Below are 16706 nucleotides of genomic sequence, written 5' to 3'. Positions count from 1 at the left end.
TTTTTATACCTAAATATAACCAAGCATAACTTATCTTAGTGTAATAGCCGTACAGGGATATTTTTGCTACATGGATTTGGCTGCGGTATCAGTAGGAAGCAAATCTATGACATGGCGTGTGTCAGGTAGTTTTATTCGCTTATTTATAGGGCTTGTTTTATGTGCAGCAAGTGCCCACTCGCTTGCTAAATGCAACTTTGAAAACGAAATTGATGCGCCCACTACAACAGCCTTTCTTCTTAAAGCGGGCGATCAGCGACTTGTGTTAAGCTGTAATGTCGATGCGCAGTATGTTTTGTATTTCCCGCGTAATTATATTAATTACAACCAGCTATACGATAGCAAAATGCGCAAAGTTGAAAGGTTACCTAGTGCCTTTGAAGCATACTTAATTGACAGTTCAAGCAACCGCTTTTATCTGGATATTAATGCTCAGGTGGAACGCCGCGTATCGTTTAAAGTGACATCGCTTGGTAATTTCCATAAATTCGCATCTATTCACACCCTCACGATGAGCCTATTTATTGGCTTTTGTCTGGCGCTTACTCTATACGTAGGCATGCTGGGGGCAAGTATGCGCAACTATGGCCTGTACTCCTATAGCTTTTACGTTTTCAGTGCTGGTGTATTCTTTTTACTCCAAGAAGGGTTGTTAAACATTGTATTTCCGCAAGTCGCTTTGCTTGCGAATTTCCAACTGCATTTACTATTTGCTGGGATCACCCTTTTTGCAGGCGTGAAATTCTTAGATCAGCTACTTGATTTTAAAGCGCTTCTAAAAGGGTGGCAGCGCCAATTTATGTTAGGAATGGCATGTGCAGCACTCGCGTTTTCCGTAGTCCAGCTTATTCTTCCAGTCTCAGATGCCATGAAAATAAACAGCATGTTGAGTCTAATTACCCTTATTACTATGACGTGCACGCTATCAAGTTGTGTTTACGCTGCCTATCGCAAAGTGCATTGTGCAAATTTAGTAATGCTGGGGATCGCAGCGATGGTTTTGTCCATGCTTTTCCGTTTAGTTTTTACAGAAGTATCGCCATTTTTGTATCGATACTCCCTTGTGTTAGGGATAACTATAGAAGCCTTTATTTTTGCTATTGCTACTTCAAGAAAAGTTAAAAAACTTAATGACGACAGGCTTAGTGCATTTAAACGCGCATCGACAGACTCCTTATGTAAAGTATTAAACCGCAGCGGTTGGGAAGGAGTAGCGCAGTCGCTGTTGAATAACTTCAATAAAGAAGGTGGCTATTTAACACTCCTCTTCATTGATATTGATAAATTTAAAGAAATTAATGACCAGTATGGTCACCATGCTGGAGACAGAGTGCTGCAAGTAATAGCTAAAATTTTGATGAGTCGTTGTAGAGAGCAAGATGCAGTGGGCCGCTTAGGAGGCGATGAGTTTGTGGTGTTAAGCCATTGCTATAGTGAAGGTCAGTCTGAACGACTCGCTGCCCGCATAGAGGAAAGCTTAGCTGATCGTGATATCAGAACAGAAAACGTTGTGATAAACACAACAGCGAGTGTCGGCGCCTACATTACAAAAGAACGCTACAAAGACTTGTCGAGCTTGTTAAATCACGCCGATAAATTGATGTATAGCGTGAAAGAAAAGCGTAAAAACGCGGAATATGCCGCTAGCTCTTAATGTGGCGTTATTTTAATTGTGCCTTTGCGACCTGTTTAACAGCTTTAGTAAGGTCGGCAAGGGCAGCCGACTCTAGTGTTGCGTAATGCCAAAAAAGAGGCACGCCAAGCTCTTTGTCTGGAAAAAGCGCAATAAGGTCGCCCTCGTTTACTTCTTGCACAACCTGAAGTGTGGGAAGCAAAGCCCAAACTACACCATCTAGCGCCATTTTCACAAAACCGTGAGACGATGGATACCAGTGACACGTGGTGAACGTTGGTGCAATATTTAAACACTCTCTTTGATAGTCAGTAAGTAAAGTAACATCGTACTCATCATACAAAAGGCCTGGCGTATTCATCACGCTTTCAGGCGTGATGCCTTTGTGAAGATATCGCTCAATAAACCGCGGTGACGCATAAAGCTGATAGCGCATGGTGCCCAGTCTCACCGATTGACCGCCACTGACCGGTGTACCTGTTTGACTAATACACGCCATAACGCGGCCTTGCTGAAGAATGTCTCGGGTTTGAGTTTGATCCGCATTAACAATGTGAACAGGGTTGGCGCGCTTATCGCTAAATACTGCCATAACTTGCGAAAACCAAGTAGCAAGTACATCGTTATTCACTGCCACGCTGATAGGCACCGCCGAGGCTTCTAAACCACTTTTAATATTCAACGCTTCTTCCAGCACACTAACTTTTTGTATATGGGCAAGTAGCTCTTTTCCCAGCGGTGTTGCACGAAGGGGTTTAGTTCGTACCATAACAGGCCCGCCAACGCTGTGTTCAAGACGTTTGATTTTTTGCGAAACCGCTGATTGCGTAAGGTTTAATGCCTGAGCGCCTTTTTCAAAACCACCATAGCGCAAAACTTCGTGAAAGCACCGAAGCGCATCGTAATCTAGCATTTTTCAAAGCCTGTGAAGGGAAAGTTAAAATTATTAATTTTGCTTATTTAAAACAAGTATCATTAATTTAATTAAGTAGTGCAAGATGTATAAAATGGCGCCAGTTCGAAATGTTGCTTGGATACCCACACTCAATGTTAAGCGGCAAAGGCCACGAAACAAAAGCACAAGCAAAGAGCGTACAAATTATTTATTCAATTTTTTATTCGAAAAGGCATTTATCATGTTGGCGGCAGCAACCAGTGGTTTCGTGATGGGCGGTACTCTTATTATCGCAGTAGGCGCTCAAAACAGCTTTCTAATAGAGCAGTCTATGAAACGACAATGGACCTCGCTATTTGTTTTACTTTTTATCTTAAGCGATGCCATTTCCATTAGCTTGGGCGCTATGGGCTTTGGCTTATTGCTGCAAGAGTATCCAATGCTGGTAACCGTTACCAAGTGGGCTGGCGTAGCCTTTTTGTTGTGGATAGCGTTTAACAAAATAAAGTCTTCTTTAGCTAATGACGCGCTTGTTCTAGAGATGGCAAAAAAGCAGCTGTCTTTCAAGAAAGCGTTACTTATTGCGTTAGCGGTAACCTGGCTTAATCCGCATTTTTATTTAGACACTCTGCTGCTAATGGGTAATTTAGCGAGCCAGTGGCAAGAGAACAAATGGTGGTTTGTAGGCGGCGCGATCGGTGCATCTATTGTGTGGTTTATAGGGTTAAGTACGTTGACATCACGCTTTGCCCACCACATGCAGCGCCCTAAGTTTTGGCGCTGGTTTAATCGCTTGAATGCAGCGGTACTTGGAATGGTGAGTATCCAATTGGCAAGCCTTTAGTTAGAAAGCGCTGAATAGCTAAATACTAAGATGCGCTGAATTTTTCGCTTTCTCTGAACAGATATACTAGTACCGATAAACCAAAACTTCTGATTTTAAGGATGCATAAGTGAGTTGGATTTATTTGATTATTGCGGGCTTACTGGAGATTGGATGGCCCGTAGGACTTAAAATGTCGCAAGAGGCGGAAACTCGAGTAATGGGAATTCTGCTTGCGATAGGGTTTATGGCGGCTAGTGGCTTTTGCCTGTGGACGGCGCAAAAGCAAATTCCTATTGGTACCGCGTATGCCGTGTGGACTGGGATAGGTGCTGCAGGCACGTTTTTGGTAGGCGTTATAATTTATGGTGACCCGTCGTCGCTAGCACGTTACTTCGGTGTTGCTCTTATTGTGGCAGGCGTGGTGGTATTAAAGCTAGCTCACTAACAAAAAGTCGGCTCTGAGTTTGAATGGTTACTGTTTAAACTCAGCTTAACTAGAAATAAGCCGCTCCAGTTATCTAAAAGCCCGTCAGTCATTCACTGTCGGGCTTTTTAGTTTGAGCGTAAATTTCTGGGCGAAATTACTGATAACCAAGCTGGTTTCTTAGCTCGGCCATAACGGTTTCTATACGCTCAGCATTTTTACCCAAGTCACTTTTACCTACTCGCGACTTACTGCGTACATCAACAAGGGTGTCATCGCTTTTTGCTGTTAAACGAATGACTACGTCATCCTTAAAGCCGAACCACGCCGTTGTGTCGGTGGCTTCTAGCGTATTCGGCAATGCCCCCTCACTTACTCGTTCCCAACCGAGTGCTTCTATTGCTTTTTCTGCGGCCATATAAACTTCATTAATTGGTTGAGGTAGTAGTTGAGTTTTAATTTCAGGGTATGCTTCTAGCTGCTGTTTAGTAACATCACCGCCTTCATAAGCAACTGAGTTTGGCGCGCCTTCTCTAAGTGGTGCAATGGCAACAAATTCAGGTGGGTTGGTTACATCAGTGCTAATGTCGTGAATTGGTGGAACTGCGCTGGCTTTGCTCATCATACTAACAGGCATACCTACAGCGACCAGAGCAAGAACGGCGCAAACAAATGTGCTTCCCCAGCTCACGTTTTTACGATTGATTAGTACTTGTAGAACAATAAGTATTAACGCTGCGCCGCCCACGTATACACCGAAACGAAGTGACGTAAATGCGGTACCTAAGCTAACACCTGCGTACTGATATAGTGGACCAGGTAATACCACCATTAAAAAACCAACAATACTGGTAAGGGCAATGAGTGCTTTCAAGTGAACTCCAAGGCTATTATTTTAATTTGACCAGTTTACTTTAACAGTGAATGGGGGAATTTGGTTTACTTTCGTCGAAAAATTCAATTAGGACGACGTAAAACATCTTTGTACACTGGGTTTAATATGTATTAACTAAGCTAAATGAAAGGGACTAGGTTTGCATTCACAGTCGAGCACCAATGAAGCGCATGAGCTACAAGCCGAACTTCTTGTTGATATTTTATCGACACAAAAGTCGCTTTTTGTCGCCGGAATTACTGAGTATGAGCTCATTAATATTTTAAAAAAAGCACCTTTCCGCTTGTTTGATGAAGACGCATTACGAGACCCATTCATGCTTTTTAAAACGCACTTTGTTCTTTTTCATGCACTGTATCAGCTAAAGACACACTGGATAGAACAAAGAGAAGGCTTTTTAGATATTCACGCGCTCAGCATAAAGCTAAACCTATTTAATGCCAGTGTCCTAATGCAAAGTTCTGCCGATGAAAGTACTACCGTATTAGATAAACCAGACTTACTTGCAGAGTATTACTTAGACTGGGGCAATTTTGAGAAGACCGATCGTGATGCTGTCGATACCCTTTTAGATGCGTTTTGGAAAAAGATGGAGCAAGATGATGGAAGTGGCTACGAGCAAAGCGATATTGAAAAAGCCCACCTTGTACTTGGCGTTCCGAAAGACTCGCCTGTCACCCTTCAGCAGTTAAAACGCATATACAAACGCACCCTTCAATCAGCGCATCCTGATAAGGGCGGAACGCAGCAAGAGGCTCAATCAGTCATTCAAGCGTATCAAATCCTAATTCGTTACTATTCGTTTAAATAGAACACATTCAACCTTTAAGTTTTGAATTATTCGGATAATGTATACGGGGGCGGTGATTGACCGACAACAACTGTAACTTCAACTTCATTGACTTCCATTATCATCACCAAATGCGCACAATATGACCTACTTGAGCGTAGTTCCGTATAAATGATTGCTTAGCTACGTCACACCTTCTCCGATTATTCTATGTATCCAGTTTTTAAGGGTTGGGATGGTTCGGCGCATTGGAAGCAAAAATTAACGTTTAATTGATAGTTACAGAACCAAGACAGTGTTTTGTATAAAAGTTATTGGGAAAAAGAAAATTTATGAGTCGCATTTTTTATGTTACTGCAGCATTTATAACTCTGTTAGGTGTTATTAGTTGTTCGAATGAAGGCGAACAAGTACAGCAAAGTGCTCAGCAAGGTATGCCTGCACCCTCAGTGTCGGTAGTTACGCTGAATCAGCAACCTGTAGTACATGAAATGGTGCTTCCGGGGCGAGTAAGCCCGTCGCGCCAGTCGCAAGTACGCCCTCAGGTGGATGGTGTTATCACTGAACGTTTATTTGAAGAAGGTGCGCATGTGGAAAAAGGCCAGCAGCTTTATCAAATAGATGAGGCTCGTTATTTAGCTCAGCTAAATAGTGCCAAAGCTGACCTTAAAAGCGTTCAGGCAAACCTTAAAACATTGGAAGCAAAAGCGCGACGTTACGATGACCTTGTGGCACAGAATGCGGTAAGTAAGCAGGAGTATGACGACGTAATTGCTCAAAAAGATCAGGCTCAAGCTGCTATTAGCGTGGCGGAAGCCGCGGTTGATGTAGCAAAAGTGAACATGGGTTATACCAAGGTGTACGCGCCCATAAGCGGTCGAATTAGCCGTTCATATGTTACTGAAGGCACGCTGGTTACAACCAACCAAGCGCAACAGTTAGCTACCATTACTCAATTAGACCCTGTTTATATTGATATGCAGGAATCGGGGTCGTCCATTATTACACTACGTCAGTCTATGCGTAAGCAAGGTTCAATGGATGTTGAGCTTACGGTAGACGAAGTTACCGGCGAGCGTTATGACAAAACCGGAAGTGTGAAATTTTCAGAAGTTACAGTAGATGAAAGTACCGGTTCGGTGACGCTTCGCGCCGAAATGCCTAATCCTGATGGCGTGTTGCTACCTGGTTTATTCGTAAAAGGTCATGTTATTACCGGTCGTGAGAATGCGCTGTTGGTTCCACAGCGTGCTACCACTCGTCAGCCCGACGGTTCGCTTTCTGTATATGTAGTGAATCAGAACAATGAGGTTGAAGGTCGGACATTAGAAATTGGCAAGATATATCGTGACAAATATGTAGTGATAAGTGGTGTGAGCGAGGGAGAAAAGGTAATTGTGACAGGCTACCAAAAGGTAAAACCTGGCGCAAAAGTCAACCCGTCTGAATGGCAACCGTCTTCGCGCGGCTCACGATAGCAAACAAGGGATTTAAGTAATATGGCTCGTTTTTTTATAGACAGGCCCGTGTTTGCATGGGTGCTGGCAATTATCACTATGATGGCTGGTGTACTAGCCATTACCTCACTGCCAATTGAGCAGTATCCGAAGGTGGCTCCACCTTCTGTAACGATTTCTGCTACCTATCCGGGGGCGTCGGCTGAAACAGTAGAAAACTCGGTTACCCAAGTTATTGAGCAAAGCCTTACGGGTATTGATAATTTACGTTATTTCTCGGCAAGCAGTTCAAATAGTAGCGTATCACTTACGCTCACGTTTGAACCCGGTACCGACCCCGACATTGCGCAAGTTCAGACGCAAAACAAAGTGCAAGGTGCACTGCCGTTGCTACCTACCCAAGTGCAGCAACAAGGGGTTACGGTAAACAAAGCAAACAGCGCATTTGCGTTGGCTGTAGGTTTCTACTCTGAAGACGATTCCATGACGCAGTTCGACTTAAGCGACATGCTAGTATCGAGCTTTCAGGACCCTATCTCTCGTGTCAATGGTGTAGGTAATGTACGAGTTTTCGGGGCGCAGCGCTCTATGCGTATTTGGTTAGACCCTGACAAACTGTATAGCTACAACCTAACGCCTACTGACGTACAGGCAGCTGTGCAGGTGCAAAATACTGATGTCTCGGCAGGGCAACTAGGTGGCATGCCAGCAATTGAAAATCAGCAAATAAACGCAACTATTCAAGCGCAAAGCCGCCTTCAAACGGTTAAAGATTTTGAAAACATTGTGCTTCGTGTGAACACCGACGGTTCACAGGTACGCGTGCGTGATGTAGCCCGCGTTGAACTTGGTGCACAAAGTTATGACGTTATTGTTCGTTATGACCGCAAACCAGCTTCTGGTATGGCAATAAGCCTCGCTTCTGGCGCAAACGCGCTTGATACCATCAAAGCAGTGAAAGCTCGCGTTGAAGAACTGCGTTCAAACTTGCCCGATACAGTAAAAGTGGTTTACCCGGTAGATAGCTCCCCTTTCATCGAGCTTTCTATAGAGTCAGTGGTACATACACTGATTGAGGCGGTAGTATTAGTATTTTTGGTAATGTTGCTGTTCCTTCAAAATTGGCGCGCAACGCTAATTCCTACCATTGCTGTCCCTGTTGTACTACTTGGCACTTTTTCAGTGCTACTGGCTTTTGGTTTTAGTATCAACGTATTGACCATGTTTGCCATGGTACTGGCTATCGGTCTTCTTGTTGATGATGCTATCGTCGTTGTAGAAAATGTTGAACGCATCATGGAAGAAGAAGGCTTACCGCCAGCCGAAGCGACGAAGAAGTCTATGTCGCAGATCACAGGCGCACTTGTGGGCATTGCCGCTGTGCTATCAACTGTGTTTATCCCAATGGCGTTTTTCAGCGGTTCAGCAGGTGCAATCTATCGCCAGTTCTCAGTAACTATTGTTTCTGCCATGGCATTTTCAGTGCTTGTGGCCATCGTACTTTCGCCTTCTTTATGTGCCACCTTATTGAAACAGCACTCGGAAGATCACGACAAGAATAAAGGTTTCTTCGGCTGGTTTAACCGCACATTTAATAAAGGCCGTGACCGCTATCAAAAAACAACCAACCACATGGCAAAGCGTTTTAAGCGCTACTTCGTAGTGTATGGTTTACTTGTTGGTGGCATGGTGTTTATTTTCAGCCAACTCCCTGGAGCCTTCCTTCCAGATGAAGACCAAGGACGGATGATGGTGCTAGTTAGCACGCCACCTGGTGCGACCGCGGGACGTACTCTTGAGTCTATTAAACAGGTTGAAGACTACATTCTTGAGCAAGAGAACGAAGCGGTAAACGGTATGTTTGCTGTAGTGGGCTTTAGCTTTGCAGGTCAGGCGCAAAATGCAGGTATGGCGTTCATAAACTTCAACGATTGGAGTGTGAGAGACGAAAATAACTCAGCCTTCGCCGTAATGAAGCGATCTTTCGGCGCATTTAGTCAGATTCAAGATGCGTCAGCGTTTCCAATTGTGCCGCCTCCTATTATGGAATTAGGCAATGCTACGGGCTTCGATATGCAGTTGGTAGACCGTGGTGGTAATGGCCATGAGGCCCTTATGAATGCGCGAAATCAACTGCTAGGCATGGCTGCTCAAAACTCTAAGCTTTCGGGAGTTCGTCCTAACGGGCTTAGCGATGTGCCTCAGTTTAAAATTAATATCGACAGCGAGAAAGCGTCGGCGCTTGGCTTGAACTTAAGCGACATTAACAACGCACTGCAAATTGCATGGGGCTCCAGCTACGTTAACGACTTTATTGATAAGGGTCGTATTAAGCGGGTGTATATGCAGGCAGATTTACCGCATCGTATGACGCCAGAAGACCTCGACAAGTGGTTTGTACGCAATAGCGATGGGGAAATGGTGGCTTTCAGCACCTTCTCAACAACCGAGTGGGTATATGGTTCGCCTAAGTTAGAACGTTTTAACGGTATATCGTCGGTAAACATCCAAGGTAGTGCAGCTCCAGGAGTTTCTTCAGGCGAAGCGATGGATGAAATGAAGAAGTTGGTTGAGCAACTACCTTCAGGCTTTGCTATTGAATGGTCAGGCTTATCTTATGAAGAGCAAGAAGCAGGCTCACAAGCGCCTATGCTCTACGCGCTTTCAATCTTAGTGGTATTCCTATGTCTAGCCGCACTTTATGAGAGCTGGTCGGTTCCATTTGCTGTTATGCTGGTGGTGCCGTTAGGGATATTGGGTTCAGTTACCGCTGCCTTTATCTTTAATTTACCTAATGATGTTTATTTGCAGGTAGCGTTCCTAACGACGGTAGGTCTAGCAGCGAAAAACGCTATCCTGATTGTTGAATTCGCTAAAGAGCAGTACGAAAATGGTGAAGACCTAATGACGGCTGTTTCTAACGCTGCGGCCCAGCGTTTCCGCCCAATTTTGATGACGTCAATGGCGTTTATCTTAGGGGTAACGCCGCTAGCACTAGCCAGTGGCGCGGGCGCTGCAAGCCAAAATGCTATTGGTATTGCGGTAATGGGTGGCATGTTTGCTGCGACCTTCTTGGCTATATTCTTCGTGCCTATGTTCTATGTGATGGTAGAAAAACTATTCCATAGGGAAGACAAGTAACAATTAATTGCGCTAGAGTGGGAAAAAAACGTTTCACTTTTTTAAATAGGGATATTGGTTATGACCACTGTTGTTTTTTCTCACGGTAAAGAGAGTGGCCCTTGGGGCAGTAAAATAACCACGCTTTCTAATGTTGCAAATGATATGGGCTTTGGTGTTGAGAGTATTGATTATCAAGATCTTGACTGCCCCGAGGCCCGGCTAGAACGTTTGAAAGAGACTATTGCTGAAAAGTGCAATGACGTTGTACTTGTAGGTTCTAGCATGGGTGGTTATGTGTCGCTGGCAGCAGCGAGTCAGATATCGGCGCGGGGCGTGTTCCTTATGGCTCCCGCACTGTATTTACCGAATTATAAAGTTCAGCGCTTTCCCTATGACGGTTACGTAAGTCTGGTACACGGTTGGAACGACGATGTTGTTCCCATTGAAAACAGTCTTAAGTATGCCCGCCATCAGAAAGCCCAGCTTCTATTGTTGAATGATGGCCATCGTCTAGCAAATAGTAAGTCGGTCATATCACCATTTTTTAGAAATTGGTTAGAAAAATTTCGCTACTGACGTTCTAAATATTACTGACGTAAGTGCGCCACGCACTTACGTGTTTAAAGCCCACTTTTGTGGGCTTTTTTATTACTTATAACCCGACCTAAATAGCGTTGACACTTTTCTAACTTGATCTACGACCAATCGCTTATAGCGCTCTAGTATTCAAAAGCAGGAATGGCCCTGTTTTTATGGCATCATGAGATATTGCGATAAAAAGGGCAGATGGAAATGGCATTTAGTTTACCTCAAGCACCACAGTGGTCGTCTTTAATAAAGTCGGGTTGCCGTGTTTTTGTAGGCGGAAACGCGTCAGTACCTCACGCACTCGTGCAGCACCTTATTGATAACAGCGAAGGTTTTAGCGATATAGAGCTTGTTCACATGCTGGCACTCGGCGATACACGCTGGGTTAAAGAAGAATACAAAAACCTATTTAAGGCGAATACCTTCTTCATTGGCGGTGAGGCGATGCGAAAAGCAGTCGATGAAGGGCGTGCAGACTATACCCCCGTTTTTCTGTCTGAAATCTCAAGCTTGTTTAGCGATGGCACGCTGGCGCTCGATGCGGCTCTAGTCAACGTTAGCCCTCCAGATGAATTCGGCTACTGCTCGTTAGGCCCTGCAGTGGATATTGCTATGTCGGCCATTAGGCAGAGTAAGAAAGTTATTGCGCAAATAAACCCTCAGGTGCCACGGACCGCAGGACATTCTTATATTCATATCAGCGAAATCACAGCCTGTATAGAGGCCGAAGAGCCACTGGTTGAGGTAACACCGCCGCCTATTGATTCAGTGGCTGAACGAATTGGTCAATACGTATCTATGCTGGTGGACGATGGCGCCACGCTGCAGTTTGGTATTGGTAAAATTCCAAGTGCAACGCTTCAATATTTATGTAATCACAAGGACTTAGGTATTCACAGCGAAATGCTTACCGACAGTATCATTGAACTGTTAGAGTCTGGTGCTATTAGCAACAAGAAAAAGACCTTTCACCCTGGAAAAATCGTAACCAGTTTTGCGATCGGTACGCGCAAGCTCTACGACCTAATTAACAATAATCCGCATATTGAATTTTACCCGAGTAGTTATGTCAACAAGCCTACTAATATTGCCAAAAACGACAATATGGTAGCGATAAACAGTGCGCTGGAAGTAGATTTAACCGGGCAAGTGGTCGCTGATTCGATTGGTTACGACTTCTATAGTGGAATAGGTGGTCAGGTAGACTTTGTTACTGGTGCATCTATCAGTAAAGGTGGTAAAGCGATTATTGCACTACCATCGACCGCAAAAAATGAGACCGTTTCTCGTATTACGCCGCGCATAAGCGAAGGTGCTGGCGTGGTGACTTCGCGGGGAAATGTTCAATATGTAGTGACTGAGTACGGCATTGCGTCTCTTAAAGGAAAGAGTATTCGAGAGCGCGCATTAGAGCTTATTCGTGTGGCACACCCTAAATTTCGTTCAGCACTGTTAGAAGAGGTTCGACAGCATTATTGGGTTCCCCATTATCAAGCTAAATTTCCAACTGATATACCTGAGCTAGGTGCCATACAGTTAAAGAAGCTAAATATACAAGGTGAAACCTTTTACATGCGCCCGTTAAACCCGGCAGATGAAAGGCGCCTGCAAGAATTCTTTTACTCCCACACCAAAGAGACGCTGAGGCTGCGCTACAACTACGACCCTAAACAAATGTCTCGTGAGAAATCATGTAACCTGGTGTCGGTTGACCAAAGCTCTGATGCGGCTTTGTGTATTGTAAGACAAGAAGGTTCTCGTATTACCATTCATGCGGTGGGCAGGTTTTACTACAACCCAAGCGACAATACTTGTGAAGCCGCGTTTGTTACCCGTGAAACCCAGCAGGGGAAAGGTATGGCTAGCCGGCTTTTAAATGAGCTTATCACCGTAGCAAAAGTAAGAGGTATTGCGAAAATGATGGCTTATGTACGTGGCGATAATAGCCCTATGATCACCATCTTCGAGCAAGCGAAATTTAAACGGAAGTTTACTGGCGACCCCAGTGATGTAGAGTTAGTACTAGATGTGGCATCTTTGACATGACGATAAAAATATTTCGCGGCAAACACGGCACCAAGCACGATTTAGGAAAAGACCATCCTGAATCTCCTGACCGCTTATTTGCTATAGACGACCAGTTGCTATCTTCTGGATTAGAAATGGTGTGTGAGCATGCCGATGCTACTCCCATTGCCGAAGCCTACCTTAAACTCGCGCATGACCCATATTATGTGAAAAATGTATTTGAGCGCGCGGCCCAATCTATATTTAGTGACCACGAAAAAACACTCTATTCAGAAAAGAAAGACAATGTGGCTTGGTTAGATGAAGACACAGGTTTAATGCGCCACAGCTTAAACGCTGCGCTAGAGTCGGCCGGTGCAGGGTGTAATGCTGTCGATTGGGTAATGGAAGGTAATGACAGGCAGGCCTTTTGTGCTACTAGGCCACCTGGACACCATGCGACATACGATAGTGCTATGGGGTTTTGTATTTTCAATAACATTGTTATAGCGGCTCGCTACGCGCTTCAAAACTATGAGCTAAAACGAGTTGCCATTGTCGACTTCGACGTGCACCACGGTAACGGTACCGAGCAAATTGTAGCTGGCGACCAGCGCATCATGCTGTGCAGTAGTTTCCAGCACCCCTTCTATCCCCATAGTGGCTCGCCGGTTTCAGCAAGTAATATTCTTTCAGTGCCGCTTGAAGCGGGGGCTACGGGAGAAGTTTTCAGGGAAAAAGTGCAGCATTGGTTCGAAGCATTACGTAACTTTCAACCTGAACTTATTTTTATCTCTGCAGGTTTTGATGCTCACGCTGAAGACCCAATGGCTCACCTACGCCTAGTAGAAGATGATTATTTTTGGGTAAGCCAACAGCTTCGCGCGGTTGCAGATACATGTTGCGAAGGTCGTATCGTAAGTATGCTAGAAGGCGGTTATGATTTAAGTGCGTTGGGCCGAAGCGTAGTGGCGCATATAAAGGGGATGAGCCGCCCTATTGAAGATGCTCAATAGGGCACCGCACTAAGTCATTTAAAATAACGCTATATGCATCTGATTTACGAGTTGGTAACGAGCAGCCCCACGGCTCTATCAGCCTTCACTTTACTTAGGCTAGCCATGCAGACAACATGTAAAGTCCTGCCCCTAACATGGCTAGGTTTTCAGTTAATGAGATAAAGCCAAGGGGTAAATCTGAATTACCACCCACACAGGCGCATTTAAGTTCACGCTTATCGACGTATACCGCCTTAATAACAGAAACCGCACCAATAGCGCCGATAAAAATGGAAACTGGTGAAACCAATAGCGCAGGAAGACCAGCAAGCATGCCGAGCCCGGCAAACGCCTCTGCAAAAGGGTACACATAAGCGTATCGTACCTGCTTCATTGCCAGTAAGTCATAGGTGATAAACTGGTTTGAGAAAGCCACTAAGTCTTGTAGCTTTTGCAGGGCGAGTATCACCATAGCCACACCAATAAAATTCAATACAAAAGGCTCAAGGCCTGTTGGTAGCCCTCCTTTGAGCATAAGCGCGAACACCATAAGTGCCGCTAGAGAAAAAATTACGATGATAGAGGTGTAGCGCGACCCAAATTCACTTTCTTGCTTTAAATTGAAGTAATCTCTTAAATCGTCATAGCCGCCAATACGCTTATCGTCTATGAACGTCTGCGGAGTTGTTTTCACACCATGCTTCTCTTTAAATGCATCGGTTTCACTTCGGTTAGTTAAATGATGATCATCAACCTCATAACCGTTCCTCTCGAGCAAGTCTTTTGATTTGAGTCCAAAAGGGCAAATATGCTCTGGGGTAACCATGCGATAAAGTATTGCGCGCTTAGACATTGTGAACTCCTTGTAAAGCTTTCACTAAAGAGCAATGTGCGTGCAAGATTTGCCCGTTTATTGCTCTATCTAAAGTGATATTGCGAGATACAAAGAGGGTTACATAATTTGTGCCAGCGTTTTAGCAGAAGCAACCGGTAGCATCAGTATTAATAACGGCGCCTGCATAGGGAAGTTGCGTGGTGTAGCTAACCACCTGTTCGACAAGGTTTTTGCCAGTGAAGCAACCGTAGCCTGTGGCATAAGGGCCTAGATAGCGAAGTTGGTTTTGTTTATCTAACACGATAAGTGCCGGCACAGCCTCAAGCATAGCTGCTAGCTCAGGTACATCTTCTACAATCAGTCTGACCTGACGAAAGTTGCTACCAAGCTTGGCCGTAAGCTGAGTTTGATGTGGTGTAGTAAGGGTGTCGCAATAGCAGCGGTATTGTGTTCCCACATGAATCACAGAACCTGGTTGGATACCTTGTTTTTCTAAAATTGCAACGAGGGATGCGTCAAAGTCTGGTGCGGTGGTGCGGTGAAGCAATTCGCCGTTAGGGTCGAAGTCTGATAGCTGACGTTGACCATACGCCAATAGGGCACAAAGCAGCCCTATCGCCCATAATACAAGTAGCAGCCAGCTCGCTTTTTTATGCATGAAGCAAAACGCCTTCGACCGTGCTTTAAGTTCTGTGCTTAAAGCTTAAAGCGTTCAATAGCGCTGCGCATGCGCTGAGATATTTGTGACAACACTTCAACTTCACCTGCAAGCGACTCAGCGGTAGCAAGTTCTTCAGAAGTAAGTTCACTCAAACGCGCGGTGCTTTGTGCTATCGAAGTCGACGCGCTTTCCTGCTCAACTGCAGACGTAGCAATTTCGGTCATACTTTCGCTGGCTTCGCGAATTTGCTGCATAATTTCTGTCATAGCCGAGGTAGCGCTATCACTTGAAACAACAGCTTCATCGACCAGTTGTATACAGGTTTGCATTTGATCAACCGAGCTTGCCGTTTGCGCAACGAGTTGTTCGGTAATACTGGTAATTTGGTCTGCACTTTCTTTTGAGCGAATGGCTAGTGTGCGCACTTCGTCGGCTACCACGGCGAAGCCGCGACCATGTTCGCCAGCACGGGCTGACTCAATAGCGGCATTGAGTGCAAGCAAGTTGGTTTGTTCAGCCACGGCAGTAATTGAGCGCATGGAATCTGAAATATGTGAGCATTGTTCATTTAGTGCTGTGTTAGTTTGTGCTGCTGCATTTAACGTGTTGCGCAACGAGTCTATAGTATTGCTGGATTTAGAAATAGAATCCCGCGTAGACTGAGACGCGTTTTGCGCAGCTGACGCTTTATCGCTAGCAAGTGTAGTTTGCTCTGTTGAAAGCTGCATGGTTTGTGCGATTTCTTCTGACGATGCGGAAACCATGGCAAGCTCTTGGTCAGTATTCTTACTGATTTCAAACATATTATTTGCCGCTAGCTCCATATTTGTAGCCCCTTTAACCACTTCATCAGTCAAATTAGAAGCAAGCTCAATGAGCGATTTCACTTGATCAATAAGTTCAGCGAAAGGCCTTACTATTTTATTATCGCGATTTAGTTCAACAGACAAATCGAGTTTGCCATCAGTTTGCTGCATGGTTTCAATGGCTAGGCGTAGTTCGGCGGCGCCTGCACCTTCTTGGTGGGCTTGCTTGGCCATGTAAATCAAAACACCACCTTCGGCTAACGCAAATCCGGCGTGCAAAAGCAGAACTGGAAAAGTAACATGACCCTCTTCAAAGATAATAAGCGGTAAACCATTTACCTGTAAGAAGAAAAACGAGACATGGTGAACAGCGACCACTATTGTGCCCGTTAGTATTACCTTCCAATCTCTAAAACAAGAAAGAAACGCAAGTATTACAAAAATTTCAAAGTGAACTTCAATTAACCCAAAAGATTGGTGAATATGCAGTGCGGTAAGTAGCTGCACGCCAATCGCCATAGCGTGGCGGCTAATTGCAGAATACGGGTTTTGCGAGCTCAATATCAAAGGTACAACGGCAATCGGTACACCAAAAATAAATGCTGGCAATATTTCACCAGTAAAAAGCCCAATAGCAACGGCGATAACAAGTTGTACAATGATCACTACGCGAAAAATCTTATGACCTTCCAGCAGCCAAGGGTAACGCATATCAATCTCCGAAACGTATTTGTAATAAAGTGTAGGTTAAAAATTACAGGCGTGCTA

Annotated in this window: 14 protein-coding genes; 9 read left to right on the top strand and 5 right to left on the bottom strand. The window is 44.7% G+C overall.

The window, feature by feature from the left end; genetic code table 11:
- The first annotated feature begins 70 nt into the window (after window positions 1-70).
- Entirely contained in the window at window positions 71-1654 is a 1584-nt protein-coding gene (locus KL866_RS08480; RefSeq protein WP_251139920.1) for a diguanylate cyclase, read from the top strand.
- A gap of 7 nt (window positions 1655-1661) precedes the next feature.
- Here the strand turns inward: KL866_RS08480 and KL866_RS08475 are convergent, their stop codons facing one another.
- Entirely contained in the window at window positions 1662-2546 is an 885-nt protein-coding gene (locus KL866_RS08475; RefSeq protein WP_214994594.1) for an ArgP/LysG family DNA-binding transcriptional regulator, read from the bottom strand.
- A 223-nt stretch (window positions 2547-2769) separates the two neighbouring features.
- Here KL866_RS08475 and KL866_RS08470 point away from each other — a divergent pair, with 223 nt between their 5' ends.
- Together KL866_RS08470 and KL866_RS08465 are read left to right on the top strand one after the other, a co-directional pair.
- Window positions 2770-3372, top strand: a complete 603-nt coding sequence (locus KL866_RS08470; protein ID WP_025256996.1) for a LysE/ArgO family amino acid transporter — start codon at window positions 2770-2772, stop codon at window positions 3370-3372.
- A gap of 109 nt (window positions 3373-3481) precedes the next feature.
- Window positions 3482-3799: a multidrug efflux SMR transporter gene (locus tag KL866_RS08465; RefSeq protein ID WP_214994592.1), complete on the top strand. Its 318-nt coding sequence runs from the start codon at window positions 3482-3484 to the stop codon at window positions 3797-3799.
- Window positions 3800-3935: 136 nt separating this feature from the next.
- Here KL866_RS08465 and KL866_RS08460 read toward each other — a convergent pair whose 3' ends face one another.
- The gene (locus tag KL866_RS08460) at window positions 3936-4652 is read right to left on the bottom strand and encodes a DUF1499 domain-containing protein (protein ID WP_025256994.1); all 717 of its coding nucleotides are present in this window, start codon (window positions 4650-4652) and stop codon (window positions 3936-3938) included.
- 160 nt (window positions 4653-4812) lie between these two features.
- Between KL866_RS08460 and KL866_RS08455 the strand changes: the two genes are divergently transcribed.
- The 6 genes from KL866_RS08455 (at window position 4813) to KL866_RS08430 (ending at window position 13654) form a co-directional block, all read left to right on the top strand.
- The gene (locus KL866_RS08455) at window positions 4813-5484 is read left to right on the top strand and encodes a DNA-J related domain-containing protein (RefSeq protein WP_025256993.1); all 672 of its coding nucleotides are present in this window, start codon (window positions 4813-4815) and stop codon (window positions 5482-5484) included.
- A gap of 311 nt (window positions 5485-5795) precedes the next feature.
- Complete coding sequence (locus KL866_RS08450) at window positions 5796-6941, top strand: efflux RND transporter periplasmic adaptor subunit (RefSeq protein ID WP_025256992.1); 1146 nt, start codon at window positions 5796-5798, stop codon at window positions 6939-6941.
- Window positions 6942-6962: 21 nt separating this feature from the next.
- On the top strand, window positions 6963-10061 hold the full coding sequence (locus KL866_RS08445; protein WP_025256991.1) for an efflux RND transporter permease subunit: 3099 nt from the start codon (window positions 6963-6965) through the stop codon (window positions 10059-10061).
- Window positions 10062-10121: 60 nt separating this feature from the next.
- The gene (locus KL866_RS08440) at window positions 10122-10619 is read left to right on the top strand and encodes an alpha/beta hydrolase (RefSeq protein WP_025256990.1); all 498 of its coding nucleotides are present in this window, start codon (window positions 10122-10124) and stop codon (window positions 10617-10619) included.
- 216 nt (window positions 10620-10835) lie between these two features.
- Window positions 10836-12677: a bifunctional acetyl-CoA hydrolase/transferase family protein/GNAT family N-acetyltransferase gene (locus KL866_RS08435; RefSeq protein WP_214994590.1), complete on the top strand. Its 1842-nt coding sequence runs from the start codon at window positions 10836-10838 to the stop codon at window positions 12675-12677.
- Window positions 12674-13654, top strand: coding sequence for a histone deacetylase family protein (locus tag KL866_RS08430; RefSeq protein ID WP_214994588.1), 981 nt, complete (start codon window positions 12674-12676; stop codon window positions 13652-13654). The genes KL866_RS08435 and KL866_RS08430 overlap by 4 nt, the downstream gene beginning before the upstream one ends.
- Before the next feature lie 94 nt (window positions 13655-13748).
- On the opposite strand, the gene KL866_RS08425 is transcribed toward KL866_RS08430, so the two are convergent.
- From KL866_RS08425 to KL866_RS08415, 3 genes are all read right to left on the bottom strand, one after another.
- Window positions 13749-14489 carry a MauE/DoxX family redox-associated membrane protein gene (locus KL866_RS08425; protein ID WP_214994586.1) on the bottom strand — a complete coding sequence of 247 codons (741 nt, stop codon included), beginning with the start codon at window positions 14487-14489 and terminating at the stop codon, window positions 13749-13751.
- Between the two features lie 121 nt (window positions 14490-14610).
- Window positions 14611-15129, bottom strand: coding sequence for a DUF6436 domain-containing protein (locus KL866_RS08420; RefSeq protein WP_214994584.1), 519 nt, complete (start codon window positions 15127-15129; stop codon window positions 14611-14613).
- A 38-nt stretch (window positions 15130-15167) separates the two neighbouring features.
- A complete protein-coding gene (locus KL866_RS08415; RefSeq protein WP_214994582.1) occupies window positions 15168-16649 on the bottom strand; it encodes a methyl-accepting chemotaxis protein in 1482 nt (493 codons plus the stop codon).
- Window positions 16650-16706: the final 57 nt, after the last annotated feature.

The organism is Alteromonas sp. ALT199 (genome assembly GCF_018619335.1).
Lineage (GTDB): Bacteria > Pseudomonadota > Gammaproteobacteria > Enterobacterales > Alteromonadaceae > Alteromonas.
The sequence above is the reverse complement of the archived record's forward strand: the minus strand, read 5'-3'. Positions and strand labels throughout refer to the sequence as shown.

What these genes read in the sequence shown, in the direction of transcription:
- KL866_RS08470 (WP_025256996.1), top strand. Translation starts at nt 2,770, where the DNA reads ATGTTGGCGGCAGCAACCAGTGGTTTCGTGATGGGCGGTACTCTTATT.
- KL866_RS08430 (WP_214994588.1), top strand. Translation starts at nt 12,674, where the DNA reads ATGACGATAAAAATATTTCGCGGCAAACACGGCACCAAGCACGATTTA.
- KL866_RS08420 (WP_214994584.1), bottom strand. Translation starts at nt 15,129, where the DNA reads ATGCATAAAAAAGCGAGCTGGCTGCTACTTGTATTATGGGCGATAGGG.
- KL866_RS08450 (WP_025256992.1), top strand. Translation starts at nt 5,796, where the DNA reads ATGAGTCGCATTTTTTATGTTACTGCAGCATTTATAACTCTGTTAGGT.
- KL866_RS08435 (WP_214994590.1), top strand. Translation starts at nt 10,836, where the DNA reads ATGGCATTTAGTTTACCTCAAGCACCACAGTGGTCGTCTTTAATAAAG.
- KL866_RS08480 (WP_251139920.1), top strand. Translation starts at nt 71, where the DNA reads ATGGATTTGGCTGCGGTATCAGTAGGAAGCAAATCTATGACATGGCGT.
- KL866_RS08425 (WP_214994586.1), bottom strand. Translation starts at nt 14,489, where the DNA reads ATGTCTAAGCGCGCAATACTTTATCGCATGGTTACCCCAGAGCATATT.
- KL866_RS08445 (WP_025256991.1), top strand. Translation starts at nt 6,963, where the DNA reads ATGGCTCGTTTTTTTATAGACAGGCCCGTGTTTGCATGGGTGCTGGCA.
- KL866_RS08415 (WP_214994582.1), bottom strand. Translation starts at nt 16,649, where the DNA reads ATGCGTTACCCTTGGCTGCTGGAAGGTCATAAGATTTTTCGCGTAGTG.
- KL866_RS08440 (WP_025256990.1), top strand. Translation starts at nt 10,122, where the DNA reads ATGACCACTGTTGTTTTTTCTCACGGTAAAGAGAGTGGCCCTTGGGGC.
- KL866_RS08475 (WP_214994594.1), bottom strand. Translation starts at nt 2,546, where the DNA reads ATGCTAGATTACGATGCGCTTCGGTGCTTTCACGAAGTTTTGCGCTAT.